Origin of the sequence: Diaminobutyricimonas aerilata (assembly GCF_002797715.1) — a bacterium.
GTDB classification, from domain to species: Bacteria; Actinomycetota; Actinomycetes; order Actinomycetales; family Microbacteriaceae; genus Diaminobutyricimonas; species Diaminobutyricimonas aerilata.
Genome location: NZ_PGFF01000001.1, coordinates 3,265,281 through 3,292,217, shown reverse-complemented (window position 1 = coordinate 3,292,217; position 26,937 = coordinate 3,265,281). Strand labels below are relative to the sequence as shown.

Here is a 26,937-nt window from a genome sequence, read left to right as displayed (position 1 = left end):
GAACCCACAGAAGGAGAAGACCGTGCATCGAAGCATGAGCACCACCCGCACCCGCACATCCCGAACCCGACGTCTCACCACCGTGGCCGCCCTCGTGACGGCCGGCCTCGCCCTCGCCGCCTGTTCGTCGGGAGGCGGCGGCGAATCCGACGGCGGACGCGGCGACATCACCATCTGGTACTCGAACAACGAGCAGGAGGTGGCCTGGGGCAAGCAGATGGTCGAGGCATGGAACGCCGAGAATCCGGATGAACAGATCAAGGCGCAGGAGATCCCCGCCGGATCCAGCAGCGAAGAGGTCATCGGCGCCGCCATCGCCGCCGGTAACGCACCGTGCCTCATCTACAACACCGCGCCGGTCGCGGTCGCCCAGTTCGAGAAGCAGGGCGGTCTCGTGAACCTCTCCGAATTCGACGACGGCGCGAGCTACATCGAGGAGCGCACCGGCGACGCGGCCCAGCAGTACCAGAACGCCGACGGCGACTACTTCCAGATGCCGTGGAAGTCGAATCCCGTCATGATCTTCTACAACAAGGACATGTTCGCCGCCGCGGGACTCGACCCCGAGAACCCGCCGCTCGGCAGTTACGACGAGTTCCTCGCCACCGCGCGCACCCTCGTGCAGTCCGGCGCGGCGCCGAACGCGATCTACCCCTCGCCGACGAACGAGTTCTACCAGAGCCTGTTCGACTTCTACCCGCTGTACGCGGCCGAGACCGGCGGCACCCCGCTCGTCGAGGACGGCGCCGCGACCTTCGCGGATGAGGCCGGCGTGACGGTCGCGGAGTTCTGGCGCACCCTGTACGACGAGGGCCTCGCGAGCAACGAGCAGTACCAGGGCGACTCGTTCGCCGACGGGCAGGCCGCGATGGCGATCGTCGGACCGTGGGCCATCTCGGTCTACAAGGACGTGAACTGGGGCTCGGTGCCCGTGCCGACCTCGACCGGGGTCGCCGCCGACGAGGTCTACACCTTCAGCGACGCGAAGAACATCGGTCTCTACTCGGCGTGCGAGAACCCGGAGACCGCCTGGGACGTGCTCAAGTTCTCGACGAGTGAGGAGCAGGACGGGATGCTGCTCGAGATGACGGGGCAGATGCCGTTGCGCCAGAACCTGTCGGAGACCTACGCCGACTACTTCACCGAGAACCCCGCCTACGAGATGTTCGGCGCGCAGAACGCCCGCACCGTCGAGGTGCCGAACTCGCCGAACGCCGTCGCGATGCTGCAGGCCTTCCGCGACGCGTACTCGAAGTCGGTCATCTTCGGCGAGGAGGACATCCAGTCCGCACTCGAGGGTGCCGCCGAGAAGGTCGACGACCTCGCCGGTCAGCAGTAGGCGGTCCGTCGTGACCGCCGTCGCGACCCCGGGTCCGGTGACGGACCCGGGGTCCCGCCCCCGCCGCTCGCGCGGCGCCCGCGGGAGGCCGTTCGGCCGCAACCCGCTCGGGCTGCTGTTCAGCGCGCCGTACATCGTGTTCGTGCTCGCCGTCTTCGCGTATCCGCTGATCTTCTCGGTGTGGATGTCGTTCCAGGACTACTTCTTCTCCGCACCGGGAGCGCAGGTCGATCGGCCGTTCGTCGGACTCGCGAACTACGAGCAGGTGCTCTCCGACCCCGCCGTCTGGCGGTCGTTCGGCAACGTCGGCATCTTCCTCATCATCAACGTGCCGCTCACGGTCGTGTTGAGCCTCGTGCTCGCCTCGGCGCTCGACAAGGCGGTGCGCGGACGCACGTTCCTGCGGGTGAGCTACTACGTGCCGTACGTCACGGCGAGCGTCGCCGTGGTCGGCGTGTGGCTGTTCCTCTTCAACGGCAACGGGCTCGTCAACCAGATCCTCGGCCCGCTCGCGCCGGACCCCTCGTGGCTCGTGAACTCCTCGCTCGCCATGCCGACGATCGCGCTGTTCGTCACCTGGAAGCAGCTCGGCTTCTACATCCTGCTGTACCTCGCGGCGCTGCAGAACGTGCCGAAGGAGCTGTACGAATCCGCCTCGACCGACGGGGCCGGGCGCATCCGCAGCTTCTTCAGCGTGACGGTGCCGGGCGTGCGTCCCGCGACGCTGCTCGTGGTGCTGCTGTCCACGATCACCGGCGCCAACCTGTTCACGGAGCCCTACCTGCTCACCGGCGGGGGCGGGCCGAACGGGGCGTCGACCTCGCCCGTGCTGCTCATGTACCAGAAGGGCCTCGAGCAGGGCACCCCCGACACGGCGGCGGCGATCGGCGTGATCCTCGTCATCCTCGTGCTGGGCATCGCGCTGCTGCAGCGGCGCCTCGTGGGAGGTGACGAGTCGTGAGACGGCGTCGCGGCATCTCCCCTGCCGGCGGGATCGTGCGGAACATCGTGCTCGCGCTCGGCGCGATCGCGTTCCTGTTCCCCTTCTATTACATGTTCATCGGGTCGCTGCAGACCGAACCCGACCCGACCGTCGCGGGCGCCTTCCCGAACCCGGGCAACCTCACGACGCAGAACTACGCCGACATCAACGAGCGCATCAACCTGTTCCAAGGACTGCTGAACTCGGGCATCTTCACCGGGGGCGTCATCCTGTGCACCGTCGTGTTCGGGGTGCTCGCCGGCTACTCGCTCGCCGTGCTGCAGTGGCGCGGACGCGAGGCGACCTTCGCCCTCGCGCTGCTCGTGCAGGTGGTGCCGTTCCAGCTGCTGATGATCCCGCTGTACGTGATGATCGCCCGCGACTACGGTCTCGCCGACACGCACCTCGGCATGATCCTGCCGTTCGCGATCAACTCGTCGGCGGTCATCATCTTCCGGCAGTACTTCATCCAGGTGCCGAAGGAGCTGTTCGAGGCCGCCCGGATCGACGGTGCGGGCGAGCTGGCGCTGTTGTGGCGCATCGCGCTCCCGCTCGTGCGGCCCGCAATGCTGACGGTCATCCTGCTCACCTTCATCGGTCCGTGGAACGAGTTCCTCTGGCCGTTCCTCATCACCAAGGAGGCGTCGATGCAGCCGCTCGCCGTCTCGCTCGCCAACTACATCAGCAATGTCGCGGCGACCGCGAGCAACCCCTTCGGGGCGACGCTCGCGGGCGCGTTCGTGCTGGCCGTTCCGGCGGTGACCCTGTTCATCGTCTTCCAGCGGTACTTCACCTCGACGAACCTCGGATCCGGAGTGAAAGGTTGACCATGTCGACGACCCCCAACGTGCCCTACACACTCACCCGCATGGGCGTGATCATGACGCCGGAGCCCGGCAACGAGCTCGAGGCGGAGGGGGTGCTCAACCCCGCGACCGGTCGTGTCGGCGACGAGCTGTACCTGCTGCCGCGGCTCGTCGCGCGCGGCAACGTGTCGCGGGTGGGCCTCGGTCGCCTCGTCATCGAGAACGGCGTGCCGGTCGGCGTGGAGCGCGAGGGCATCGTGCTCGAACCGGATCGCGGATGGGAGCGCGGCGAGAACAACGCGGGCGTCGAAGACCCCCGGGTGACGTTCGTGCCGCGGCTGGGCCTGCACGTGATGACCTACGTCGCGTACGGTCCGCTCGGACCGCGCACGGCGCTCGCCGTCTCGGAGGACCTGCGCGCCTGGCGTCGGCTCGGCCCCGCGCTGTTCGCGTACGACGACGCGCTGGATGCGGACCTCAACCTGTTCCACAACAAGGACACGGTCTTCTTCCCCGAGCCGGTGACGGCACCGGACGGGGTGGAGAGCTTCGCCGTGCTGCACCGGCCGATGTGGGACCTCGGCGAGATCCGGCCGAGTGAGGGCATCCGGGTGCCCGCCGGCATCACCGACACGCGCCAGAGCATCTGGATCGCGTTCGTGCCGGTCGCCGACGTCGAGAAGGACCTCGCGAACCTCGTGCACTGGCGCGGCAGCCGGCTGCTCGCCGGCCCCGAGTTCCCGTTCGAAGAGGTCAAGATCGGCGGCGGCCCCGCACCGCTGCGGGTGCCCGAGGGTTGGCTGTTGCTGCACCACGGGGTCACGGGCGTGCTCGCCCGGGGTACCGATCAGCAGCAGAAGGTGAACTACGCGGCGGGCGCGATGCTGCTCGACGCTCAGGAGCCGTGGCGCGTGCTGGCCCGCACGCCGGAGCCACTGCTCGCGCCCGAGACCGAGGAGGAGCGCAGCGGCATCGTGCCGAACGTGGTCTTCCCCACCGCGATCGAGGAGATCGAGGGCGCGCACTACGTGTTCTACGGCATGGCGGACTCGAAGATCGGCGTCGCCCGCCTCGACCACACCTGATAGGTACCCCGCAACACCCACCCCCCAGCAAGGAGCAGTTCGATGAAGAACTCACGACCTCGCGGCGGAGTCGCCGCACTCGCGGCGGCGACGCTCGCCCTCACCGGCGTGGGCCTCACCGCCCCGGCGGCTGCGCCGTCCGCATCCGCCGCCCCGCCCCCATCCGGAGCCCTCACCAACCTCGCCCACCTCGACTTCCTGCTCGACACGGCGACTCCTCCCGAGCAGCCCGGGCACACCACCTACCGGCTCGAGGTCGAACCCGAGCTGACGCTGCCGTGGACCTACGCCGACGCGCGTGACGGCGGCACCTTCGAACGGGTCGGCGGCGGACCGCTCGACCCCGCGACCGGCGACTGGGGTCAGGGCGCGTACAACGCCGACGACGTCTCCCGCGCGGCGGTGGTCTACATCCGCCACTGGCAGCAGACGGGGGATGCGGCGAGCCGCGACACGGCGTACGAGCTGCTGCGTTCCCTGGCCTACCTGCAGACCGTGGAGGGCCCGAACGCCGGCAACGTCGTGTTGTGGATGCAGCCCGACGGTGAGCTGAACCCGAGCGCCGAGCCGGTCGAACTGCCCGACCCCTCGGACTCCGACCAGAGCTACTGGCTCGCCCGCACCCTGTGGGCGTTCGGCGAGGGCTTCGCGGCGTTCGCCGACGACGATGCCGATTTCGCGGCGTTCCTCGCCGACCGGCTCGAACTCGCCCGCGCCGCGGTCGACCGCCAGGCCCTCGACCGGTACGGCGTCTTCGTCGAATCCGACGGCTGGCGCGTGCCCGACTGGCTCATCGTCGGCGGGGCGGATGCGACCGCGGAGGCGGTGCTCGGCCTCTCCGCCTACGTCGAGGCGGCCGAGGATGACGCGGCGGCCCGCGACACCCTCGCGAAGCTCGCTGAGGGCATCGCGGCGATGGGGCTCGGTGACGAACGGTCCTGGCCCTACGGCGGCATCCTGCCCTGGACGCAGTCCCGCTCCTTCTGGCACGCGTGGGGTTCGCAGATGCCCGCGGCGCTCGCCGAGGCATCCGTGGCCCTCGACGATCCGGAACTCGCAGACCCGGCGGTGCGCGACAACACCGGCCTCACCCCGACGCTGCTGACCGCGGGCGGACCGGACAACGGCTGGATGCCCACCCCCGGCGATCGCGTGCAGATCGCGTACGGCGTCGACTCTCGGGTGCAGTCGCTGCTCGCCGTCGCCGACGCCCGCGACCTCGACGGACTGCGGGAGCTCGCCGCCGTGCAGGCGGCGTGGTACTTCGGCGCCAACCGCGCCGGTGAGGCCATGTACGACCCGGCGACCGGCGTCACCTTCGACGGTCTGCAGCCCGACGGGTCGATCAACCGCAACAGCGGGGCCGAGAGCACGATCCACGGCCTGCTGTCGATGCTCGCGCTCGACGCGCATCCGGACGTCGCCGAGCGGGCCCGCTCGGTCGCGACGGTGACGGATCGGGAGGGACTCGTCGCGGTCGAGGCCGAGTCGGCCACGTCGACGACCGGCGCGGTCGTGACGCCACCCTCCGCCTGGACGGGCGAGTCGGCGTTCGGCGGCGGCGCGTACCTGCGGCTCGAGCGCGGTGAGACGGCGACGATCGACCTCGGCGCCGCCGATCAGGCGCGACAGATCGAGCCGGTGACGTGGCTGCGCGAAGGGCAGAACTCGCGCACGTTGTGGAAGTCGGGTCGCATCCCGATCGGCGCGCTCACCCACAACGGTCCGCCGCAGGGCATCAGCGGGGCGCCGGGTGTGCTGCTGCCGCAGACGCTCACCCTGCCGGCGCTGTCCAGTCGGCCGACCGTGACCGTCACCTCGACGAACGGGACCACCGACCTCGACGCGCTCATCCTGCGCCCGGCCGTCTCGCGGCTCGTGCTCGAGGGTGCCGGCGGGTCGACGCAGCTGCTGCATCCGGCCGGTCCGCTGCCGCTGCCGGTGACGGTCGGCGCCTCGGGGAGCCCGTCGACCGTGCGCGTGTACGACGCCTCCGGGGAGCTCGTGACCGAGCGGTCGCTCTCGGGAACGGGGCGCGTGCTGCTGCGGCCGGGTGGGTTCGCCCTCGTGACCCGCTGACGCCTCCGGGTCTCCGCCGCGTCCCGATCGCGGTGGAGACCCGCGAGGTCAGCAGAGGACGGTGGGGCCCGCTGGTCGAGTAGGCGCGGCGGAGCCCGCCGTATCGAGACCCCGCCGGATGCCGTCTCGGTGAGTTGCGGAGAAGTGCGGGAATGGCGACTCGGATCACCGCAGAAGTCCGCAACTCACGAGGTGGGTGGGGCGGATGCGTCGGCGACGGGTCCCGATCAGCGACCGGCGCGGCGCTGCTCGCGGCGCAGGCGCCGGCGCTCACGCGGCGAGAGCGCGTCGAACGCCTCCTTCTCGCGGCGCAGGGCTTCCGCGTGGGCGAGGTGCCGGGCATCGCGACGTGCGCGCCAGGCGGCCACTTCGGCGTCGACGTCGCGCAGCGGCGTGACGACCGGGGGGCCGCCCTGCAGTTGCCGTCGGGCCTCGATGATGCGCTTGTTGAAGTCCTCGAGCGCCTCGCGCACCTGATCCTCGTGATGGATCGCGTCGAGCCGTCCCTCGAGCGCGGCGTTCTCGACGCGGAGCGTCACCGCGGGCGGACCGAGCCCCGTGAGCTGCTCCCGCTCGATCTTGCGGCGGATCCACCAGTCCGGGTCGTGCGTGCCGCCGAGTCCGGTGAGGGGCTTGCCCGCCCCCGGCAAGTCGTCGAACTCGCCGCGCCGGATCGCCTGGTCGATCGCCGTCTCCACGTAGGCGGCGCGCTGTGCCGCGTTCGGCACGGTGGGCGACGCGTCCTCCTCGTCGGTGTCCGGCTCGGGAGCGGCGTCGCCGCGCATCTCCCGGTCGAGCTGGTCGAGGCGGTACCGCCACGCGTTGCGTCGCGCATCCTGCACCATGGGCCACCTCCGAGCGCATCCAGGCTAAGCAGCCTGTCTCCGTGCCCGCTGAAGGCGCGGCGACCATCGCTAGCATGACCGGATGCGGGTCGAAGCGGTGGTGTGTCCGCGCTGCGGTGCCGCACTCGACGCGGGGGCCGGCAGCTGGGTGTGCGCGTCGGGGCACTCCTTCGACGTCGCGCGACAGGGGTACGTGAACCTGCGTCCGAGCCGCCCGGCCGGACTCGCGGCCGACACCGCCGAGATGGTGCAGGAGCGCGACGCGTTCCTCGGTGCCGGGCATTACGCGCCGATCGCGGAGGCGCTCGCGCGGCTCGCCGCCGAGCACGCGCCGCGGACCGACGGGGTCGTGCTCGACATCGCCGGCGGCACCGGCTACTACCTCACGCGGGTGCTCGACGCGCTGCCCGCCCCGCGGGGCGTGTGCCTCGACCTCTCCACGCCGGCGCTCAAACGAGCGGCCCGGGCGCATCCGCGGGTCACCGCGATCGGGGCGGACGTGTGGGACGGGTTGCCGCTCGCCGACGGGTCGGTCGGCGTGGCGATGACGGTGTTCGGTCCACGCAACGCGGATGAGGTGGCGCGGGTGCTCGAACGCGGCGCGCCCTACCTCGTGGTCACGCCGACGCCGGAGCACCTGCGCGAGCTCGTCGAGCCGCTCGGCCTCGTCGCGGTCGACGAGACGAAAGAGGACCGCCTGCGCGCGACCCTCGCGGGGTTCGATCTCGTGGCGGAGGAGCGCGTCGTGCGCGAGCTGACCCTCGACCGGGCATCCGCCTTCTCGCTCGCCCGGATGGGTCCGAGCGCGCATCACGCCACGCGGGAGCAGACGCAGGAGCGCGTGGCCCGCCTCGCCGACCCGACCGTGGTCACGCTCGCGGTGCGGATCGGCGTCTACCGTGTCGCCGCACTCTGAGCGGCGCCTCCGCCCGCGTGTTCCCTGACGCTGTCGTTCCCTGAGCTCGTCGAAGGGAACCGTGGTCCGACCCGCTTCGAGGGCTCAGCGGGCGCTGCGCTCCAACTCCACGCCCACCGGGATCCGGGTCAGAAGATCATCGGGCGGTCGTCGTCGTCCCCGGGACCGAAGTCGAGGTCGACGACCACCGGCACGTGGTCGCTCGGCGCCGTGCCCTTGCGCTCGTTGCGCTCGATCTTCGCGTCGACGACGAGGTCGGCGAAGTCGCGGGATCCGAGGATGAAGTCGATGCGCATCCCCTCGTTCCGGGGGAAGCGCAGCTGCTGGTAGTCCCAGTACGTGAACCCCTGCGGCACGCGTTCGCGCACGACGTCGACGAGTCCGACGGACTGCAGCTGCGCGAACGCGGCGCGCTCCGGCTCGGACACGTGGGTGCGGCCGGCGAAGAAGTCCATGCTCCACACGTCGGTGTCGAGCGGGGCGATGTTGAAGTCGCCCATGAGCGCGAACGGCACGCCCGGGTTGGCCTGCAGCCACGCGCCCGTCGAGACGGCGAGCTTGTCGAGCCAGTCGAGCTTGTAGTCGTAGTGCGGATCGCCGAGCTCACGTCCGTTGGGCACGTACAGGCTCCAGATGCGCACGCCGCCGACGGTCGCGCCGATCGCCCGCGCCTCGACCGGCAGGGTGCCGTCGGGCAGCGGCTTGCCGAAACCGGGAGCGCCCGGGAATCCGACCTCGACGTCCTCGATCGGCTCGCGGCTCGCGATCGCGACGCCGTTCCACTGGTTCAAGCCGTGCAGTTCGACGTGATAGCCGGCCTGCTCGAACGCCTCGTAGGGGAACTGCTCGGGCTTGCACTTGATCTCCTGCATGCCCAGCACGTCGACGTCGTCGCGCACGAGCCAGTCCACCACCCGGCCGACTCGCGTGCGGATCGAGTTCACGTTCCAGGTGGCGATGCGCATGACCGCCATCGTATTCGCCCCCTGCGACTCCGCCTCGACCGGCGGCGAGCGGTGGCCGGATGCCGTTACCACCCCGGGCGCGGAGCATCCGAATCGCTGAAAGCGCACTGTATGGGCACCGGGCGCGCGGCGGCGGGCGCGTACCGTCGTGGCGACCCACCCCGAGGAGGCCCCCGATGAGCGCACCGGTCGCGGACATCGAGAAGACGAAACTCAAGCGCGGCATCACCGGTCCGCTGCTGTTCCTCTTCATCGTCGGGGACACGCTCGGCGCCGGCATCTACGCGCTCATGGGTGACCTCTCGAGTGAGGTCGGTGGCGCGCTGTGGGCTCCCCTCCTGCTCGCCCTCGCCCTGGCGCTGCTCACCGCGGGCTCCTATGCGGAGCTCGTGACGAAGTACCCCCGGGCCGGCGGCGCCTCGGTGTTCGCGGAGCGGGCGTACAAGAAGCCGATCGTCTCGTTCCTCGTCGGCTACTGCATGCTCGCCGCCGGAGTGACGAGCCCCGCGCTGCTGTCGCTGTCGTTCACCGGCGACTACCTCGGCACGTTCATCGACGTTCCCGCCGTTCCCGCCGCGATCGTGCTGCTCGCCCTGCTCGCCCTGCTCAACGCCCGCGGCATCAGCGAGTCGCTCAAGGGCAACGTCGCCATGACGCTCATCGAGATCATCGGCCTCATCATCGTGATCGTCGCCGGCGCGGTCGTGCTCTTCACCGGCACCGGCGACCCGGCCCGCACGATGGAGTTCAAGGACGGCGTCACCCCGATCGTCGGCGTGCTCGGGGCGACGATCATCGCGTTCTACTCCTACGTCGGGTTCGAGACCTCGGCGAACATCGCCGAAGAGGTGAAGAACCCGCCGAAGGTGTTCGCGCGGGCTCTGTTCCTCTCCCTCGCCACCGCCGGCGTCGTGTACCTGCTCGTCGGACTCGCCGCATCCATCACCCTCTCGCCGGAGGAGCTCGCGGAGTCGTCCGGCCCGCTGCTCGCCGTCGTCAGCGCGAGCGGGATCGGCGTGCCCGACTGGCTGTTCAGCATCATCGCGCTCGCCGCCGTCGCGAACGGCGCCCTGCTCATCCTCATCATGGCGAGCCGCGTCACCTACGGCATGGCCGAGCAGGGGCTGCTGCCCGGCGTGCTCGGCCGCGTGCTGCCGAAGCGCCGCACCCCGTGGGTCGCCATCCTCGTGACGACCGCCGCGTCGATGGTGCTCGCGACGATCGGCGACATCTCGATCCTCGCCGAGACGGTCGTGCTGCTGCTGCTGCTCGTGTTCCTGAGCTCGAACATCGCCGTGCTCGTGCTGCGGCGCGAGAAGGTCGAGCACAAGCACTTCCGCGTGTGGACGCCGCTGCCCTACATGGGCATCGCCTCGTGCCTGCTGCTGCTCAGCCAGCAGAGCCTGCAGGTGTGGCTGTACGGGGCGATCATCCTCGCCGTCGGGGTGGGCCTGTACTTCCTCGCGAAGCTCGGCCCGCGCAGCGACAGCGTGACCGGAAGTGTCGGGACGGTCGCGCCCGAGGCGCCGGCGAACCCGGACGCCGGGAAAGCCGCCCAGTAGACTCGCCGACGTGACCGACGCCCGCACCGAGCTCATCCGCTACATCGGCGACGAGGCCGTCTTCCACGGCGACTTCACGCTGACCAGCGGCAAGAAGGCCAGCTACTACATCGACCTGCGCAAGGTGAGCCTCGACCACCGCGTCGCGCCGCTCATCGGGCAGGTCATGGTCGACCTCATCGCGGACGTGCCCGACGTGGATGCGGTCGGCGGCCTCACGATGGGCGCGGACCCGATCGCGACGGCGGTGCTGCACCAGGGGGCCGCCGCCGGCAAGAGCTACGACGCCTTCGTCGTGCGCAAGGAGCCCAAGGACCACGGCCGCGGCAAGCAGGTCGAGGGTCCCGACCTCGCCGGCAAGCGCGTGATCGTGCTCGAAGACACCTCGACCACCGGCGGGTCGCCGCTCAAGGCCATCGAGGCGCTCGAGAAGGTCGGCGCGGAGATCGCCGCCGTCGCCGTCGTCGTCGACCGGGCGACCGGCGCACGCGAGACGATCGAGGCCGCCGGGTACCGCTACCTCGCCGCCATCGGACTCGAGGATCTGGGCCTCACCCCGTCATGACCGAACGCGACCGCGGCGACGACGACGCGAGCGACTGGCTCTCCCGGCAGTTCGAGGCGGGCGACGAGTCCGACGACGAACCCGACGAGGGGGTCCACGACGGCGGGTCCGGTCGGCAGGACGTGCCGCCGCCGCGCCGAGCCAGCGCCGAGTCGTTCACCGGCGGACCCGGCGTGCCCGCCGCTCCGCCCGCCGCGTCGGGAGCGGTTCCACCGCGCGAGCCCGGCGGGTCCGTTCCGCCCGCGGCGTCCGGAGCGGTTCCACCGCGCGAGCCCGGCGGGTCCGTTCCGCCCGCGGCGTCCGGGGCCGTTCCGCCCGAGTCCGGCGGGTCGGTTGCGTCTGCCGCGGCTGCGCCTGCGACGCCTCCCGCGGCGGACGGCTTCGTGTGGGGCCTTCGCCCGCGCGGCGCCGCCGCCGCCGCCTCACCGGAGGCGGGCGACGCTCCGAAGGCCGGCGACGCCCCGGCGACCGGCAGCGCCGCGGACGCCGACGACGCCACCCAGGCCATGGCGGCACCCGGCTTCGACCCCCGAGCGGCCGCGACCAACCCCTCCGTGATCGCCGACCCTCCCGTGATCGCAGACCCCTCCGTGATCGCCGACCCCGACGCGACGCAGGCGATGCCCGTCGCGGGTTTCGACGAGCGCGCCGCGGCGACGCCCGTCTCGATCGAACCCGCGCTCGACGGTCGGCCCGGCGCGGAACCGGTGGGCGGCGCCTTCGCCGGACTCGTCGGCGGCGTCTCGCCGACCGTCGCCGACCCCGCGCCCGCCGCACCCCTCGACGCGGACGGCGCCGCCGCATCCCGGCGCCGCGCGGACGGACGCGGCGGCTGGCACCCGACCCCCGCGCAGAAGCGACTGCTGTGGGCGGCGGGCGCGCTGCTCGCGGTGATCGCGCTGATCGGCCTCTACCTGCTCGGCACACGACTGCGTCCCGCTCCCGAGCCGACGCCCACCCCATCCGTCACCCCGAGCGCCACGCCGACACCCACCCCCACGCCGACCGTCGAACCGCCGGTCGCCGTCGGGCCGCTGCCGCCCGGCGTGCACGAGTGGGACGCGCTGCAAGGCGGGGAGTGCCTCGCCCCGTTCGCTTCCGCGTGGGACGAGGAGTTCACGGTCGTGGACTGCGCGACACCGCATCCGGCCCAGCTGGTCGACCGGGGCACGTTCCCGAGCGAGCCTGATGCGGCGTATCCGGGCGCGGACGCGTTGCAGTCGCAGATCAACCTGTTGTGCACGCCGCCGTCGGTGATCGACTTCGCCGCGGCCGCGCAGTACCCCGACGTGGTCGTGCAGGGCGCGTACCCGGTGACCGCGGAGGAGTGGGACGAGGGATACCGCGACTACTTCTGCTTCGTCACCCGGTCATCCGGCGAACCGTTCGCCGGCAGCATCGCGGTGCCGCAGGGCTGATCGGGGTCAGACGACCTCGGACTCGAGCGGTCCGTCTTCGAGCAGCTCGTACACGCCCTTCAGCACCTCGTCGGGGCGGAACGGGTAGCGCTCGATCTCGCGCTGGTCGCTGATGCCGGTGAGCACGAGCACCGTGTGCAGACCCGCCTCGATGCCGGCGACGATGTCGGTGTCCATCCGGTCGCCGATCATGCCGGTCGACTCGGAGTGCGCTCCGATGCGGTTGAGTGCCGAGCGGAACATCATCGGGTTCGGCTTGCCGACCACGTACGGCTGACGTCCGGTCGCCTTGGTGATGAGCGCCGCGATCGCGCCGGTGGCGGGCAGCGGTCCCTCGGCGCTCGGGCCGGTCGCGTCCGGGTTGGTGACGATGAAGCGCGCGCCGTTGCCGATGAGGCGGATGGCCTTCGTGATCGCCTCGAACGAGTAGTTGCGCGTCTCGCCGACGACGACGTAGTCCGGGTCGGTCTCGGTCATGATGAAACCGGCCTCGTGCAGCGCGGTCGTCATCCCGGCCTCGCCGATCACGAAGGCGGAGCCCCCGGGCTTCTGCGAGGCGCAGAAGTCGGCGGTCGCGAGGGCGCTCGTCCAGATGGACTCCTCCGGCACATCCAGGCCGGAGGCACGCAACCGCGCGGACAGGTCGCGCGGCGTGAAGATCGAGTTGTTGGTGAGCACCAGGAACGGCTTGCCCTGGTCCTTCCACTGCTGCAGCAGCTCCTGAGCGCCGGGGAGCGCCTGGTTCTCGTGCACGAGCACGCCGTCCATGTCGGTGAGCCAGCAGTCGATCTCGGAACGGTCCCTCATGCGCACATGCTAGCGAGGGCGCATGTCGGCACGCGCTCCGTGTGGTCGCTGCACGGCCCCGCTACTCTGGCCGGTGGTCCCACCCCGCCGACAAGGAGAACTCTTGCCCCGTCACCTCATCTCGTCCGGTTCGACCTTCGAAGAGCAGATCGGGTACTCCCGCGCCGTCGTCGACGGCGACTGGGTGTTCGTCTCCGGCACGACCGGATTCGACTACACGACGATGACGATCGACGACGACGTGGTCGCGCAGACCGAGCAGTGCATCCGCAACATCACGAGCGCCCTCGCCGAGGCCGGCGCGTCGCTCGAGGATGTCGTGCGCGTGCACTACCTGCTGCCCGACGCGGCGGACTTCGAGCCGTGCTGGCCGGCGCTGCGCGCCGCCTTCGGCGAGGTGCGTCCGGCCGCCACGATGATGCAGGTCGGACTCGCCGACCCCCGCATGCGCATCGAGATCGAGGTCACCGCCCGCAAGCGGGGCTGACGCCGGCCGTCCGGGCCGGCGGGCTGGCCGGCCGGCGTGCCGGTCCGCCGCCCCCTGCTCCGTCCCGTCGACCCCGCCGGTCCGCCGTCGCCCTGCTCCGCCCCGTCAAGCCGCCGTGTCCGCCGCCTGCCTGCTCCGCCCCGCCAATCCGCCGGTCCGCCGCCACCCCGCTCCAACCCGTGAATCCGCCGGTTCGCCGCCTGCCTGCTCCGCCCCGTCAACCCGCCGTGTCCGCCGCCTGCCTGCTCCGCCCCGTCAATCCGCCGTGATGCCGGAAATTCAGGAGTTCCGAGCTCCAGTGGGCGGCGGCAGTGGCGAGAGCGCCGCGATTCCGGGGCGAGGCCCGACTGGCCCGCCGCGCAGTCCTGAATTTCCGACGCCGGCACCGGATCGGCGAGCGGCGATCGCGGCGCGGATGGCGGCGAGCACCTCCGGCCAGCGGTCGAACACGAGTCGCGCGGTCGGTCGGAGGGGGTGATATCCGTCGCGCGTGATCGCCAGGTCCTTCTCGCGGTCGCGTTCGAACGCGAGCAGGTGGTGCTCTTTGCCGTCCACCTCGACCGCGACGATGTCGTCGACGACGACGTCGATGCGCTGGAGGGTGTCGGTGATGCGCACCTGCGCTCGCACGCGGTGCCCCGCGAGTTGCGCCCGCGTGCACACGAGGCTCTCGGGAAGCGACTCCCTACGCCCATCGACGAGCTCGCGGAGCACCTGCGCTCTCGCCGGAAGCTCTTCGATGAGACCGTCGATGTCGCTCCGCTCAAGGCGGCCCGAGTGGAGGGCCCAGTCGAACGCGGCCACGGCCACGTCGATCGGCTCGTCGAGCGCGACCCTCCTGAGTGCGTCGCGGATGTCGACGAACATGCTGTCGCCTCGGGTGGAACGCGCGTGCTCTTCCCAATGCCGGCGCACGCCGTCCCGTCCGGGCGCGAAGCGCCGACGGCGGTTGACCGGTGAGCGTGAACGCGCGGCGTTCACCGGGAGGGCGACGTGCAGTACGCCCGTGCGCTCGACCCATCCGCCCCACGCAGCGACCGCCGAGATCCCCGTGAGCCGACCGCCGACACGCACGGCCCGCACGCGCGGGTCCTGCGGCGGAAGCGTCGTGTACCACCCGTTGCGCACCCGGACCACCTCGCCGCGGCGGACGGCCGACGTCAGGTGGCGGTCGCCCGCCCCGCGCCGTATGAGTTGCTGTTTCTGCGCCATGCCGCCCAACTCGGCGACCCACTCCCCGATGCCCACCTCGTCACGATCGCGAGCATCCCGCACGCCCGCCGTCCGTGCAGCCGATCGGTGGACTGCTCGCCGTCCGCGCGAGGTGTGAGGGAGCACCAACAGCGGGCGTGCGTCGGAAATTCAGGATGCGCGCCGCGCCGAGCCGTTTCGGCGGGCGAGAACACTCGGCCGGCGTTCACGCCCACCGTCGCGACTCCTGAATTTCCGACATCACGAGAAGCGGGGCGACGCAACGATCGACGGATCGGTCGACGCCGGGTGGCGGATGGGGTGGACCAGGGCGGATCGGGTGCCAGGGCTGGTGGGAGAGCACACCGCGCGGCGGTCAGCCGCAGAGGGAGGGGTCTCCGCGGGTGACGCGCATCGGCACGTCCTCCGGGTCGTTGTGCATGACGTAGCCGTCGCCCTCGGCCACGAGCCAGAACTGGGTGTCGGGATGCACCCACTCGCCGCCGTTCGTGGGGGGCGCGGTCAGACGGCCGCGGAGGTTCTCGTCGAAGAGCACCTCCGTACCCCAGGTCTCGGCGATCATCGGCACCGTGATCGTCATCTCCCACGGCCCGCGGATGCCCGTGCAGCTGAGCCCCCAGTAGTCTGCGCCGTACGCGGATTCCGTGAACGTCCACACGTCGCCGACGACGGTGATGCCGGTGCCGCCGCGACCGATGCCGCGCCGCGTGACGACCTCGAAGTCGGGGTCGGCCTTGCCGTACTCCTGCCCCGCGATGAACTGGTAGTCCGCGTCGGCGATCTTCTGCGGGCCGGTCGGGTTCACGGTCGAATCGCCCAGGATGCCCGTGAGCTCGACGGTGCCGCGGGTGATCTTCTCGCCGTCCACGACGCTCACGGCGTCGACCCACAGCTGCTGCTTGTCTCCCGGCATCGGCGCGACGTCTTCACCCTCGATGACGACGTCGACGCAGTTGCCGTCGCGCCAGTAGTCCTCCGCCGCGCGGGCGAGAAGCAACGCGATCTGCTCGGCGAGGTCGTCGACTTGCACCGAGAAGGCGCCGTCGAGCTGCTGGTCGGCGGTGAGCTCGCCGCGGTCCGCGACACCGGTCTCGCCGAACTCGAACGCGTACGCGTTCTGCTCGCGGCGGGAGCTGTCGGGCTCGGGGATGCGCGTCGCGGAGTCGGCGGCCGGCGCGCCCGTCCTCACCGCCGAGTCGACGCTCGCCCAGAGCTCGTACGCGTACGCCTCGTCGTTCACGTGCGCGATCGTGTCCATGTCGAGGTCGATGGCCGTGCGCTTCGGTGTGCCGCCTGCGGGCGTGAAGGTGACCGCGGCCGTCGCGTAGAAGGAACCCTCTGCCGCCCCGTTCTCGTCGGGACACACGCTCAGCTCGAACGCGCCCTCCAGAGCAACGGTGACCGAGTTGCCGGTCTCGTCGGTGTCGCTGATCGAGCTCGTGAAGACCCCGTTCGTCGAGCCCTTCTCCACGCTCCACTCGATCGCCGGGTTGGCACCCGCGGCAGGCGTGCTGGCGGCGCTGTGATCGGTGCTGTTCAGCGAGGCCTCCCCGAGCGCATCCCGCACGATGTCGTGCAGCAGGCTCAGGCTGTTCGCCGCCGCGCCGACCGTCTCGAGGTCCGGTCGCGGCACCGGGTAGTCCGCCGGCGCGACGCCGCCCCCGGTGTGCAGCGACGCCGTGGCGATGACCGGTCCGGATGCGGCCGGCAGCGGGGCGGACGGGGCGCCGAGACGGGGCAGCGCTTCTGCCGCCTCCGCGCCGCTCACTCCGAGCGCGTCGGCCATGCCGGCCTCGGCCGCGAGCAGGGCGTCGAGTTCGCGCTCGGCGTCCACCAGTCGGGCGGTCTGCTCCTCGAGGGTCGACGCCGCCCACTCGATCGTCGGACCCGCCGCGTCGGGAGCGGGCGCGGTGCAGGCGGCGAGCGTCGGAGCGATCACGAGCACGGCGACGGCGGGGAGCAGCAGGGGGCGGATGCGGGGCATGCACTCATGCTGGTGAGTCGCACCGCCGCGCCGGACGGCGCCGACGGCGCTGCAAGCGCGCTGCAATGCGGCGCCAACGTCCGCCCTCCGACACCGGCCAGGGTCCGGCACCGCTCGGTGGTGCGCGGCGAGGGCAGGTGCAGGCGCCGCCCGGACGTGTCGGAAATTCAGGACTCGCCGGGCGGGGCGGCGGGGTCGGGTACGGATTGATGCGGCCCGCCGACCGACCGCGCACCGAATCTCCTGAATTTCCGACACCACCGCGGCGACCGACGCCGACGCCACCACCGACGCCGACGCCGACGCCGACGCCGAGGCGGACGCCGACGCCGCTGTCGGACCGCCCCCACCCCCCACCCGCAGAGCAAGTGCCAGAAGGGAGGCGGAATGGCAGCGGGGCGGGCTACTCGAGGAGCTTGCCCGTCGTGTCGACCTCGCCCATGAGCGCCGCGATCTCGTCCGGGACCGGCGGAATCTCTTCGCGCACGACGCCGGTCGTGGGGGACCAGACGAGGTTTACCCGCAGGGCGGGGTCGAGGTCGGGGTAGTCGCTCCGGTTGTGGGCTCCCCGCGTCTCGCGCCGCTCCCGCGCCGCCTCGAGGGTCGCCCGGGCGGCGAGCGCCGACGACTTCAGGTCGAACGCGTGCGCGAGGTCCTGGAACCCGGCGATGTCGGGGTGGATGCCGACGTCGGCCATCCGCGCCTCGATCGCGTCGAGTTCGGCGAGGCCGGCGGTGAGTCCCTCCTCGTCGCGCACCACGCCCGCGTGTTCGGTCATCGTGTTGCGGATCGCGCGCTGGAGGGCGCGGACGTTCTCACTCCCGTCGGCCGCGAGCAGGTCGTCGATCTCCCCCCGGGCCTGGGCGACCGCGTCCGCCGAGCGCCGCTGGGCGTCGAGACCGGCCGCGTGCGCGGTCGCCGCCTGCCCGACGATCCGGCCGAACACGAGCAGTTCGATGAGGGAATTGCCGCCGAGCCGGTTGGCGCCGTGCAGACCGCTCGACGCCTCGCCGATCGCGTAGAGGCCGTCGACGTCGGTGCTGTGGTCTTCGGGTCGCACCCATACGCCGCCCATCGAGTAGTGGGCGGTCGGCGCGATCTCGATCGGGTCCTTCGTGATGTCGAGCATCTGCAGCTCCATCATCGTCTGGTAGACCCGCGGCAGCCGCGTCATGATCGTCTCGCGCGGCAGGTGCGACACGTCGAGCAGCACGCCGCCCTTCGGGGTGCCGCGGCCTTCCTTGATCTCGGTGTACGCGGCGAGCGCGACGCGGTCGCGGGTGGACAGTTCCATCCGCTCGGGGTCGTAGCGCTCCATGAACCGCTCACCGAGGGCGTTGCGCAGGATGCCGCCTTCGCCGCGCGCGGCCTCGGAGATGAGCGTGCCCGCCGCGTTCTCGGGTTCGAGGATGCCCGACGGATGGAACTGCACGAGCTCCGGGTCGCGCAGCCGTCCGCCCGCCTCGACGGCGAGGCGGAACGAGTCGCCCGTGTTCTCGTCACGCCGCGAGGACGTGCGGCGCCAGATGCGGTTGTGTCCGCCGGCGGCGAGGATGACCGCGTCGGCGTGGATGAGGTACCTGGTGCCGTCGACGAGGTCGAACCCGTACGCGCCGAAGACGGCGTTGTCGTGCACCAGGATGCGTGTGATGTAGACGGAGTCGAGGATGGGGATCTCGAGCTGCTCGGAGCGGGTCACGAGCGCCCGCTGGATCTCGAGCCCGGTGTAGTCGCCCGCGAAGGCGGTGCGGCGGTATTTGTGGGCACCGAAGAAGCGCTGCGAGATGCGACCGTCGTGCTCGCGGGCGAAGTTCATGCCGTAGCGCTCGAGGTCCCGGATGCCCTGCTCCGCGCCGCGCGTGACGATCTCGACGGTGTGCGGGTTGGCGAGCCCGTAGCTCTCCTTGATGGTGTCCGCGGCGTGCTGCTGCCAGCTGTCGTCGGCGTCCATGGTGCCGAGCGCCGCGTTGATGCCGCCCGCGGCGAGCGAGGTGTGCGCGTCGTTGCGCGGGCGCTTACCCACGGCGAGCACGTCGACGCCCTGCTCGGCCACCTCGATCGCGGCGCGCAGGCCCGATCCGCCCGTTCCGATGACGAGGACGGTGGTGGAGACCCGTCGCTCCCGTGCGTGTGTCGCGTTCATGCACTCGACGCTACGGAGCAGCCCGCGATTACTCCAATGAATCATTCGAGTCGATTCGATACGCCTAAGCTATCGACGTGAACCTCGAACAACTCCGCGGCTTCGTCGAGGTCGCCCGCCAGGCGCACTTCACCCGCGCTGCGGAGGCGCTCCACCTGGCCCAGCCGTCGCTGAGTCGCCAGATCGCGACGCTCGAGCAGGACCTCGGCGCCGAGCTGTTCCACCGCGCCCGCGGGCACATCTCGTTGACGGCGGCGGGCGAGGCGCTCCTGCCCCTCGCGAGGCGCATGCTCGCCGACGCCGATTCCGTCAGGCACGAGATGGCGGAACTGACGGGGCTGCGGAAGGGGCGCGTGCGTCTCGGTGCGACGCCGAGCCTGTGCGCGAGCATCGTCACCGACGTCGTCAGCGCGTTCCATTCGGCCCACCCGGGCGTCGACATCCACATCTCGGAGCGCGGCTCCCGTCGCCTGATCGGCGAACTCGCCGAGGGTGCGCTCGACCTCGCGCTCCTGACGTCGACGGCCGGAGTCGAGCCGCAGACGGTGAGTCTCAGCCGTACCGCGCTGCTGACCGAGGAGCTCGTCGTGGTCTCGTCGGCCGCGCAACCGCCGGTGACCGCGCGGCGCAGCATGACCATCAGCGAGCTCGCCGCGTTGCCGCAGATCGCGTTCGCCGAGAGCTACGACCTGCGCGCGGTGACCGACGCGGCCTTCCGGAACGCCGGTCTGACGCCCGAGGTCGTTCTCGAGGGCGCCGAGATGGATGCGGTGCTGCGGTTCGTCGAACGGGGTCTCGGCGTCGCGGTGGTGCCCGCGATGGTGCCGATCGACCGCGCGGGCCTGCGGGCGGTCCGGCTGACCGAACCGCGGCTCGACCGCACCGTGAGTCTCGCGCAGCGCTCGGATGTGACGCTCACCCGGGCGGCCGCGGCCATGCGGAGCTCCATCCTCCGCGTGGCCGACGAGTACGCGTCGCGCGGCACCTCGCGGGATCGCCTCGTCACCCGCGCGGGCTGAGGCGGCGCACTCGCCCGCCGCCCGGATCGCGGCGCGGACACCCGAGCGCTGAGTCGTCAGGAGCCGGAGCCCGCGGCCTTCCGGCGGCGCGGCGCGGCGGAGCGCGGCGGCGTCGAACGCATGTGAGCGCGCACGCGCGTCAGCGCTCCGGCGAGCGCCTCCACCTCGTCGCGGGAGAGGGCGTCGAACAGCAGGCTCCGCACGATCCCGATGTGTCCGGGGAACACGGTCGCGAGCACCTCGCGTCCCGCGTCGGTGAGCGTCACGGTGATGCTGCGCTCGTCTTCGCGCGACGGCGCCCGGGTGACGAGTCCGCGTTGCTCGAGCAGCTGCGCCTGATAGGTGAGTCCGCTGCGGCTGTAGACCACGCCGTCGGCGAGGTCGGTCATCCGGTGGCTGCCCGTCGCGGAGTCGCCGAGCCGTGCCAGCAGCTGGAACTGCACATACGAGAGGTCGCCGGCGTCACGCAGCTGCTGTTCGACCGTGTGGCGCAGCAGGCTGCTCACCTCGATGAGCGCGAGGTAACCGTCGAGCTCCGTCGGGTCGAGTGAGGCGTCAGGGGTGGCCACGCCCCGAGTATACGGTGCTGCGAATTCGAAGTAGGGGCGTCGCGGGGTCAGTCGAGCTCGTGGGTGAGGAGCGAGCGGTAGACGCGTTGCGCTTCGGCGTGCACGGCGGAGCCCTTCGCGGTGACGTGTACGAACATCGATCGGCGGTCGAACCCGCACTCCTCGCGCTCGACGAGCTCGGCCTTCTGCAGGCGGTCGACGATGCGCGAGAGCGCGCTCTGCGTCATCGGGGTGCGCGCGACGAGGTCGCGCATGAGGCACTGCTGATCGCTGTTCGACTCGGCGACGAGGTCGAGCACCTCGAACTCGCTCAAACCGAGGTCGCACTTCTCGTCGAGCGCTCGCTCCAGGGCGGATGCGGTGGACAGATACGTCGTCTGCAGGGAGCGCCAGCGCTCCACCACATCGCTCTGGACCATGCCGACATCGTACCTCGCGAACGCATGATGCGGTATTTCATGCAGCCGTATCCAATGTTGACGCAACGTATGCACCGTCATATAAGTTAGCCCGGTGACTTCAACGACCGACCGGATCGCCCCCGCATCCGACACTTCGACACCCTCGTCCGCGCAGCGCTGGACGACCCGCACCTGGCTCCTGCTGCTCGTCGTCTGCATCGTCATCGCCCTCGACGGCCTCGACGTCTCGATGGTCGGTGTGGCGCTGCCCTCGATCGGCACGGAACTCTCGCTCGAGACGGGCACCCTGCAGTGGATCGTGTCGGCCTACGTGCTCGGCTACGGCAGCCTGCTGCTGCTCGGCGGACGCCTCGCCGACCTGCTCGGCCGCCGCCGCATCCTGCTCATCGCCCTCGGAGTGTTCGCCGTCGCGTCGCTCGCCGGCGGCCTCGTGAGCGACCCGGCGATCGTGATCGCCTCGCGCTTCGTCAAGGGCATCGCCGCGGCGTTCACCGCACCGGCCGCCTTCTCGCTCATCACGACGAATTTCGCCGAAGGTCCGTCGCGCAACCGCGCGATCTCGATCTTCACGACGTTCGCCGCGAGCGGCTTCTCGCTCGGACTCATCGTCGGCGGACTGATGACGTCGCTCAGCTGGCGCTGGACCTTCCTCTTCTCCGTGCCGTTCGCCGTCGCCGCCCTCGTGCTCGGCCTCTTCTTCATCCCGCGCGACCGTCGCGCCGAGAACGGCGGCCACGACATCTGGGGCGCGGTGACTCTCGCCGTCGGCATGCTGTCGCTCGTCTACACGGTCGTGTCGGCACCGGAGGTCGGCTGGGGGTCGCTGCAGACGATCCTCGGGCTGGTCGGGGCGGGTCTCGTGCTCGCCGCCTTCGCGATCATCGAACTGCGCGCCAAGCACCCGCTCATCCGCTTCGGCATCCTGCGCGAGGGCTCGGTCGCCCGGGCCAACATCAGCGCGATCGCCCTGTTCGGGTCGTACGTGAGCTTCCAGTTCATCCTCACGATCTACCTGCAGTCGGTGCTCGGTTGGCAGCCGCTCAGCATGGCGCTCGCCCTGCTGCCGGCCGGCCTCGTGGTCGTCGCCACGGCACCCTTCGCCGACCGTCTCATCGACCGGTTCGGATCGCCGCTGCTGATCACCGTGGCCCTCGGGGCGCTGTCCCTCGGCTACCTGCTGTTCCTGCGGGTCGGCACCGAGCCCGTCTACGCGGTCGACATCCTGCCGTCGGTGCTGCTGCTCGGTGCCGGATTCGCGCTCGGCTTCCCCGCCATCCAGGAGCGCGCGACCTCGGGCATCTCGAACGACGAGCAGGGGCTCGCCGCCGGGCTCGTGCAGAGCAGTTCCCAGGTCGGCGCCGCGCTCGTGCTCGCCGTCACGACGGCGCTCATCGCCGGCGGCGGCCAGGTCGCCGGCGCGAGCGCCGGGCAGCTGCTCGACGGATTCCGTCCGGGCCTCGTGCTCTCGACGGTCGTCGCCCTCGTCGGCTTCGCGGTCGCCCTCGCCCCCCGCAGGCGCCCGCGGACGGCTCGGCGGAGCCTCCGCTAGGAGGAGCCCCGAGTCAGGGCGGGCCGCGTCGGGAAGAGGGAGCCCGGCGCGGCCCGTTCCTCGTCTCCGCATCCTGTCGCGGTCTGGTCCGGTGGGCCTGAGCGCGGATGTCCCGTCGGCTCGGCAGTGAGAGCGGATGTGCGGGGTGGCGCGCCGCGTTGTGGGTCGGGTGACCGGCGTGTCGGGTCGGATGTCCGCTCTCGTTGCCGTGGGGCCGTGGGGCGTGGGCCGTGGGCCGTGGGCCGTGGGCCGTGGGCCGTGGGCCGTGGGACTGCGGCTGTCGTCGGGGCTGCCGCCGGCACGTGCTGACCCGCTCACCTCGCGGCTCGAACGTTGCAGCGCAATTGCGCCGCGCGGCGCGCCTGTCGTCCCCGACAGCCTCGTGGATAGCGTGGACACATGCTCCCGAAACGTCCTCACGACCGCTCCGTCGGCCTCCTCTTCGGCACCGTCCTCGCCCTCGCGGTCGTGGTGACGCCGGCGCTCAGTGCTGGAGCCGCGGATGCCGCCCCCGCGAGTGCCGCCGCCGAAGCCGCACCGGTGCCCGCGCTCGCCCCGGCCGACACGAGCGACTTCGAGTTCGCGAGCTTCGCAGCGGAGTACGAACTGTCCCGTGCGCAGGACGGCACCTCCCGCCTGAGCACGGTCGAGACGATCGTCGCCGTGTTCCCCGAGTTCGACCAGAACCGCGGCATCATCCGCGCGATCCCGGACTCGTATCAGGGCATCCCGCTGTACACCGAGGTCGAGTCGGTGACCGACGCCGCCGGCGAGGCGGTGCCGTTCGGAGAGTCGGAGGCGGGCGACTTCATCGAACTCGCGCTCGGCACCGACGAGTTCGTGCACGGCGAGCAGACCTACGTCATCTCCTACGAGCAGCAGAACGTGGTCGGTGCGTTCGAGGACACCGCGTCCGACGAGTTCTACTGGGACGTCAACGGCACCGGATGGGAGCAGCCCTTCGGTGAGGTCTCCGCGCGGGTCACCGTCGCCCCCGAGCTGGTCGACGCCCTCAGCGGGGCGACCGCGTGCTACTCCGGCGCGCAGGGCGATACGACGCAGTGCGAGATCACCGGGGCGGATGACGGCACGTTCACCGCATCCGTCACCGACCTCGCCCCGGGCGAGACGCTGACCTTCGCGATCGGCTTCGACGCGGGGACGTTCGTGCCGGGGGAGCCGGAGCCGACCGTCTTCGACGGCGAGGTGCCGTGGTGGACGAACCTCATCGTCGCGCTCTTCGCGATCGCCTCCGTCGTGCTGCTGGGCCTGTCGATCCTGTCGCGGGTGCGCGCGTCGCGCGCCAACCGCCCGGGCACGATCGTGCCGCAGTACTCGGTGCCCGACGGCCTCAACGTGATGGTCGCCGCGCACCTCGTCGGGCGCGCGGCCACGGCGATCCCCGCCCAGCTCGTGAGCCTCGCCGTGCGCCGCCGGTTGCGCATCCTCGACTACCCGGTATCGGGCCGGTCGGGGGCGGAGTACTCGCTGCAGTTCCTGGATGAGCGACTCACCGACGACCTCGAGCGCCGCCTGCTGAAGGTGCTGTTCGGCAAGAAGCGCACCGCCGGTCGCGTGAAGGAACTCGGCCCGCACGACACCGATCTCGGCGACGGCGCCGCGCGGGTCATCGCCCGTGCGCAGGCGCTCCTCATCGAGGGCGGGCTGCACGAGGCAGGGCAGCGGCGCTCGGGCGGCATCGGCATCTCGGTGACGCTGTTCCTGCTGCCGGCGATCATGTTCCTCGCGCTCGTGGGCGCCTCGTTCGCCGGGGCCATCCCCGTGTGGTCGATCGCGGTGTTCGTGCTGCAGGCGCTCGCGTTCCTCGCCTCGCTCTTCTTCATCCCGCGTCCGCCGCGACTCACCGCGCTGGGGCGCGAGCACCGCGATTACCTGCTCGGCATGCGCATGTACCTCGAGCTCGCCGAACAGGACCGGATGCGGATGCTGCAGAGCCCGGAGGGCGCGCAACGCGTCGACATCGGCGACACCAGACAGGTGGTCAAGCTCTACGAGAAGCTGCTGCCCTTCGCCGTCATCTGGGGCGTGGAGGACGCCTGGGCGAAGGAGCTCGAGATCACCGCGCGGGCTGCGGGCGAGAGTCCGGACTGGTTCGTGTCGACCGACGGCTTCAACGGCACCGCGTTCACCTCCACCCTGAACGGCGTCAGCCGCAGCACGACGGCGAGGCCCGCCCCGAGCTACTCCGGCAGTGACAGCAGCAGCTTCTCGGGAGGCTCGATGGGCGGCGGCTTCTCCGGCGGTGGCGGCGGAGGCGGAGGCGGCGGCGGCCGCTAGGCCACTGGGCGCGGACCCCGCCCCCGTCCGCGCTACCGTTCCGCGCTCCCACGACCCTTTCTTCAGGCGCGGGAGCGCGGATGTGTAGCGCGACGCGTTGCTTCAGGCGCGGGAGCGCGGAAGAGCAGCGCGACGCGTCCCGGTCGGCGCGATCACGCGCACGTGGATCAGGAGGCGCCCTCGCGCGCCGTCTCGACGAAGGCGGTGGCCGCGCCCAGGCGGGAGCGCATCACGTCGATCGCGTCCGGGTTGCTGTCCACGAGCACGAAACGCCGACCGAGCTCCGCGGCGACGGCTCCCGTGGTGCCGCTGCCGGCGAAGAAGTCGAGCACCCAGTCTCCGGGGGCGCTCGAGGCCTGCACGATGCGCCGCAGGATGCCGCGCGGCTTCTGGGTGGCGTAGCCGGTCTTCTCCGACCCGGTCGGGGAGACGATCGTGTGCCACCACACGTCGGTGGGCAGCTTGCCGAGGGCGGCCTTCTCCGGGGTCACGAGGCCCGGCGCCATGTACGGCTCCCGATCCACCGCGGCGGCGTCGAAGTGGTAGCCGTCCGGATCCTTCACGTAGACGAGGATCGTGTCGTGTTTGCTCGGCCAGCGCGACCTTGAGCGGGCGCCGTAGTCGTAGGCCCACACGATCTCGTTGAGGAAGCATTCCCGGCCGAAGAGGGCGTCGAGGGCGACCTTGGCGTAGTGCACCTCGCGGTAGTCGAGGTGCAGGTAGAGGGTGCCCCGCTCATCCAGCAGCCGCCAGGCCTCCTCGAGGCGCGGTTCGAGGAACTCCCAGTAGTCCTCGAACCGGTCGTCGTAGCCGTACAGGGTGCTCTTGACCGTCTCGTACCGGGCGCCTTGGAACCCGACCCGCGAGCCGGTCGCCGAGCGCACCGTCGTGGTGCGTTGCAGCGTTTGACGCCGCCCGGTGTTGAACGGCGGGTCGAGGTAGATCAGGCGGAACGCGGCATCCGGCAGCTGTGCCGTGACCGCGAGGTTGTCGCCGTGCACGACCAGATCGGGTCCGTCGGGCAGCCACAGGGTCACAGGGGGAGATTAACGGCATGCCCGCCGCGACGGCCGAGGCGCGCAGTGGGCGGCCGCCGCGAGCGGCAGGATGGACGGGTGCATCAGCCCTCGGATGACCCGTCGACCGGGCCCTCTCCCACGCCCGAGCTCTCCACGCACGGCGTGGGCCCGTGGGTCGGCGAACGTCCCGACGGGGACCACTGGGACGAGGAGCTGCTCGAGCGCGGCGACACCCGCAACGTGATCGACCGCTACCGGTACTGGCGGATGGAGGCGATCGTCGCCGACCTCGACACCCGCAGGCACGCGTTCCACGTGGCGATCGAGAACTGGCAGCACGACCTCAACATCGGGTCCATCGTGCGCAGCGCGAACGCGTTCGCCGCGGACACCGTGCACATCGTCGGACGCAAGCGGTGGAACCGCCGCGGCGCCATGGTCACCGATCGTTACCAACATGTGATGCACCATCCGGATGTCGCGGCGCTCGCCGGATGGGCCCGCGAGAACGAGCTGCCGATCGTCGCCGTCGACAACGTCGAGGGTGCTGTCGCCGTCGAGCGCGCCGAGCTCCCGGAGCGCTGCATCCTGCTGTTCGGCCAAGAAGGGCCTGGGTTGTCGCCCGAAGCGCTCGCCGCGGCGAGCTCCGTCGTCGAGATCACCCAGTACGGCTCGACCCGCAGCATCAACGCGTCCGCCGCAGCGGCGATCATCATGCACCAGTGGGTGCTGCGCCACGCGGCCAGGTAACGGCCAGCTGGGAAGGACCAATCCGGTCTAAGGTCCGCACCGAACCCTGCTTACGATGACCGCGGCGTACTCGACGCCGCGGAGGATCACCGCGGCGTTCCGAACACCGGATGCGC

Annotated in this window: 23 protein-coding genes; 14 read left to right on the top strand and 9 right to left on the bottom strand. The window is 71.2% G+C overall.

Features of this window, described 5'->3' with window-relative positions; translation table 11 throughout:
- The first annotated feature begins 34 nt into the window (after positions 1-34).
- From CLV46_RS15615 to CLV46_RS15595, 5 genes are all read left to right on the top strand, one after another.
- Entirely contained in the window at positions 35-1,339 is a 1,305-nt protein-coding gene (locus tag CLV46_RS15615; RefSeq protein WP_100365624.1) for an extracellular solute-binding protein, read from the top strand.
- 10 nt (positions 1,340-1,349) lie between these two features.
- Positions 1,350-2,300: a carbohydrate ABC transporter permease gene (locus CLV46_RS15610; RefSeq protein WP_100365623.1), complete on the top strand. Its 951-nt coding sequence runs from the start codon at positions 1,350-1,352 to the stop codon at positions 2,298-2,300.
- Positions 2,301-2,392: 92 nt separating this feature from the next.
- Positions 2,393-3,148, top strand: a complete 756-nt coding sequence (locus CLV46_RS15605; RefSeq protein ID WP_100366108.1) for a carbohydrate ABC transporter permease — start codon at positions 2,393-2,395, stop codon at positions 3,146-3,148.
- 2 nt (positions 3,149-3,150) lie between these two features.
- Positions 3,151-4,212, top strand: a complete 1,062-nt coding sequence (locus tag CLV46_RS15600) for a glycoside hydrolase family 130 protein (RefSeq protein ID WP_100365622.1) — start codon at positions 3,151-3,153, stop codon at positions 4,210-4,212.
- A gap of 42 nt (positions 4,213-4,254) precedes the next feature.
- Complete coding sequence (locus tag CLV46_RS15595) at positions 4,255-6,291, top strand: hypothetical protein (RefSeq protein ID WP_100365621.1); 2,037 nt, start codon at positions 4,255-4,257, stop codon at positions 6,289-6,291.
- 227 nt (positions 6,292-6,518) lie between these two features.
- Here CLV46_RS15595 and CLV46_RS15590 read toward each other — a convergent pair whose 3' ends face one another.
- Positions 6,519-7,136, bottom strand: a complete 618-nt coding sequence (locus tag CLV46_RS15590; RefSeq protein WP_100365620.1) for a DnaJ family domain-containing protein — start codon at positions 7,134-7,136, stop codon at positions 6,519-6,521.
- Positions 7,137-7,218: 82 nt separating this feature from the next.
- On the opposite strand from CLV46_RS15590, the gene CLV46_RS15585 reads away from it, so the two are divergent.
- Positions 7,219-8,052, top strand: coding sequence for a putative RNA methyltransferase (locus CLV46_RS15585; protein WP_100365619.1), 834 nt, complete (start codon positions 7,219-7,221; stop codon positions 8,050-8,052).
- 128 nt (positions 8,053-8,180) lie between these two features.
- On the opposite strand, the gene CLV46_RS15580 is transcribed toward CLV46_RS15585, so the two are convergent.
- Positions 8,181-9,017: an exodeoxyribonuclease III gene (locus CLV46_RS15580; RefSeq protein ID WP_100365618.1), complete on the bottom strand. Its 837-nt coding sequence runs from the start codon at positions 9,015-9,017 to the stop codon at positions 8,181-8,183.
- Between the two features lie 176 nt (positions 9,018-9,193).
- Here CLV46_RS15580 and CLV46_RS15575 point away from each other — a divergent pair, with 176 nt between their 5' ends.
- From CLV46_RS15575 to CLV46_RS17100, 3 genes are read left to right on the top strand one after another with little or no spacing between them, the layout of a single operon-like run.
- Positions 9,194-10,579 (top strand): APC family permease, encoded by a 1,386-nt coding sequence (locus tag CLV46_RS15575; RefSeq protein WP_100365617.1) that lies wholly within the window; start codon positions 9,194-9,196, stop codon positions 10,577-10,579.
- Positions 10,580-10,589: 10 nt separating this feature from the next.
- A complete protein-coding gene (gene pyrE / locus CLV46_RS15570; protein WP_100365616.1) occupies positions 10,590-11,144 on the top strand; it encodes an orotate phosphoribosyltransferase in 555 nt (184 codons plus the stop codon).
- Positions 11,141-12,562: a septum formation family protein gene (locus CLV46_RS17100; protein WP_100365615.1), complete on the top strand. Its 1,422-nt coding sequence runs from the start codon at positions 11,141-11,143 to the stop codon at positions 12,560-12,562. The genes pyrE and CLV46_RS17100 overlap by 4 nt, the downstream gene beginning before the upstream one ends.
- A 6-nt stretch (positions 12,563-12,568) precedes the next feature.
- On the opposite strand, the gene CLV46_RS15560 is transcribed toward CLV46_RS17100, so the two are convergent.
- Positions 12,569-13,369 (bottom strand): HAD-IIA family hydrolase, encoded by an 801-nt coding sequence (locus tag CLV46_RS15560; protein WP_100366107.1) that lies wholly within the window; start codon positions 13,367-13,369, stop codon positions 12,569-12,571.
- A gap of 103 nt (positions 13,370-13,472) precedes the next feature.
- Here CLV46_RS15560 and CLV46_RS15555 point away from each other — a divergent pair, with 103 nt between their 5' ends.
- A complete protein-coding gene (locus CLV46_RS15555) occupies positions 13,473-13,856 on the top strand; it encodes a RidA family protein (RefSeq protein WP_100365614.1) in 384 nt (127 codons plus the stop codon).
- Between the two features lie 279 nt (positions 13,857-14,135).
- On the opposite strand, the gene CLV46_RS15550 is transcribed toward CLV46_RS15555, so the two are convergent.
- The 3 genes from CLV46_RS15550 to CLV46_RS15540 form a co-directional block, all read right to left on the bottom strand.
- Entirely contained in the window at positions 14,136-15,104 is a 969-nt protein-coding gene (locus CLV46_RS15550) for a glycyl-tRNA synthetase (RefSeq protein WP_157802359.1), read from the bottom strand.
- 319 nt (positions 15,105-15,423) lie between these two features.
- A complete protein-coding gene (locus CLV46_RS15545) occupies positions 15,424-17,052 on the bottom strand; it encodes a hypothetical protein (RefSeq protein ID WP_100365612.1) in 1,629 nt (542 codons plus the stop codon).
- Positions 17,053-17,455: 403 nt separating this feature from the next.
- Positions 17,456-19,195, bottom strand: coding sequence for an L-aspartate oxidase (locus tag CLV46_RS15540; protein WP_100365611.1), 1,740 nt, complete (start codon positions 19,193-19,195; stop codon positions 17,456-17,458).
- A gap of 77 nt (positions 19,196-19,272) precedes the next feature.
- Between CLV46_RS15540 and CLV46_RS15535 the strand changes: the two genes are divergently transcribed.
- Positions 19,273-20,214 carry a LysR family transcriptional regulator gene (locus CLV46_RS15535; protein WP_100365610.1) on the top strand — a complete coding sequence of 314 codons (942 nt, stop codon included), beginning with the start codon at positions 19,273-19,275 and terminating at the stop codon, positions 20,212-20,214.
- A gap of 56 nt (positions 20,215-20,270) precedes the next feature.
- Here the strand turns inward: CLV46_RS15535 and CLV46_RS15530 are convergent, their stop codons facing one another.
- Positions 20,271-20,783 carry a MarR family winged helix-turn-helix transcriptional regulator gene (locus CLV46_RS15530; RefSeq protein ID WP_100365609.1) on the bottom strand — a complete coding sequence of 171 codons (513 nt, stop codon included), beginning with the start codon at positions 20,781-20,783 and terminating at the stop codon, positions 20,271-20,273.
- A gap of 47 nt (positions 20,784-20,830) precedes the next feature.
- A complete protein-coding gene (locus CLV46_RS15525) occupies positions 20,831-21,202 on the bottom strand; it encodes a MarR family winged helix-turn-helix transcriptional regulator (RefSeq protein WP_100365608.1) in 372 nt (123 codons plus the stop codon).
- Between the two features lie 94 nt (positions 21,203-21,296).
- Here CLV46_RS15525 and CLV46_RS15520 point away from each other — a divergent pair, with 94 nt between their 5' ends.
- Together CLV46_RS15520 and CLV46_RS15515 are read left to right on the top strand one after the other, a co-directional pair.
- On the top strand, positions 21,297-22,754 hold the full coding sequence (locus CLV46_RS15520) for an MFS transporter (protein ID WP_100365607.1): 1,458 nt from the start codon (positions 21,297-21,299) through the stop codon (positions 22,752-22,754).
- A gap of 399 nt (positions 22,755-23,153) precedes the next feature.
- Entirely contained in the window at positions 23,154-25,052 is a 1,899-nt protein-coding gene (locus CLV46_RS15515; protein ID WP_100365606.1) for a DUF2207 domain-containing protein, read from the top strand.
- Positions 25,053-25,219: 167 nt separating this feature from the next.
- Here the strand turns inward: CLV46_RS15515 and CLV46_RS15510 are convergent, their stop codons facing one another.
- A complete protein-coding gene (locus CLV46_RS15510; protein WP_100365605.1) occupies positions 25,220-26,089 on the bottom strand; it encodes a DNA-methyltransferase in 870 nt (289 codons plus the stop codon).
- A gap of 78 nt (positions 26,090-26,167) precedes the next feature.
- Between CLV46_RS15510 and CLV46_RS15505 the strand changes: the two genes are divergently transcribed.
- A complete protein-coding gene (locus CLV46_RS15505; RefSeq protein ID WP_100365604.1) occupies positions 26,168-26,821 on the top strand; it encodes a TrmH family RNA methyltransferase in 654 nt (217 codons plus the stop codon).
- Positions 26,822-26,937: the final 116 nt, after the last annotated feature.

Coding starts and splice junctions, on each gene's coding strand:
- CLV46_RS15590 (WP_100365620.1), bottom strand. CDS start 7,136: ATGGTGCAGGATGCGCGACGCAACGCGTGGCGGTACCGCCTCGACCAG.
- CLV46_RS15580 (WP_100365618.1), bottom strand. CDS start 9,017: ATGCGCATCGCCACCTGGAACGTGAACTCGATCCGCACGCGAGTCGGC.
- CLV46_RS15585 (WP_100365619.1), top strand. CDS start 7,219: ATGCGGGTCGAAGCGGTGGTGTGTCCGCGCTGCGGTGCCGCACTCGAC.
- CLV46_RS15515 (WP_100365606.1), top strand. CDS start 23,154: ATGCTCCCGAAACGTCCTCACGACCGCTCCGTCGGCCTCCTCTTCGGC.
- CLV46_RS15600 (WP_100365622.1), top strand. CDS start 3,151: ATGTCGACGACCCCCAACGTGCCCTACACACTCACCCGCATGGGCGTG.
- CLV46_RS17100 (WP_100365615.1), top strand. CDS start 11,141: ATGACCGAACGCGACCGCGGCGACGACGACGCGAGCGACTGGCTCTCC.
- CLV46_RS15575 (WP_100365617.1), top strand. CDS start 9,194: ATGAGCGCACCGGTCGCGGACATCGAGAAGACGAAACTCAAGCGCGGC.
- CLV46_RS15615 (WP_100365624.1), top strand. CDS start 35: ATGAGCACCACCCGCACCCGCACATCCCGAACCCGACGTCTCACCACC.
- CLV46_RS15525 (WP_100365608.1), bottom strand. CDS start 21,202: ATGGTCCAGAGCGATGTGGTGGAGCGCTGGCGCTCCCTGCAGACGACG.
- CLV46_RS15545 (WP_100365612.1), bottom strand. CDS start 17,052: ATGCCCCGCATCCGCCCCCTGCTGCTCCCCGCCGTCGCCGTGCTCGTG.
- CLV46_RS15560 (WP_100366107.1), bottom strand. CDS start 13,369: ATGAGGGACCGTTCCGAGATCGACTGCTGGCTCACCGACATGGACGGC.
- CLV46_RS15595 (WP_100365621.1), top strand. CDS start 4,255: ATGAAGAACTCACGACCTCGCGGCGGAGTCGCCGCACTCGCGGCGGCG.
- CLV46_RS15605 (WP_100366108.1), top strand. CDS start 2,393: ATGTTCATCGGGTCGCTGCAGACCGAACCCGACCCGACCGTCGCGGGC.
- CLV46_RS15540 (WP_100365611.1), bottom strand. CDS start 19,195: ATGAACGCGACACACGCACGGGAGCGACGGGTCTCCACCACCGTCCTC.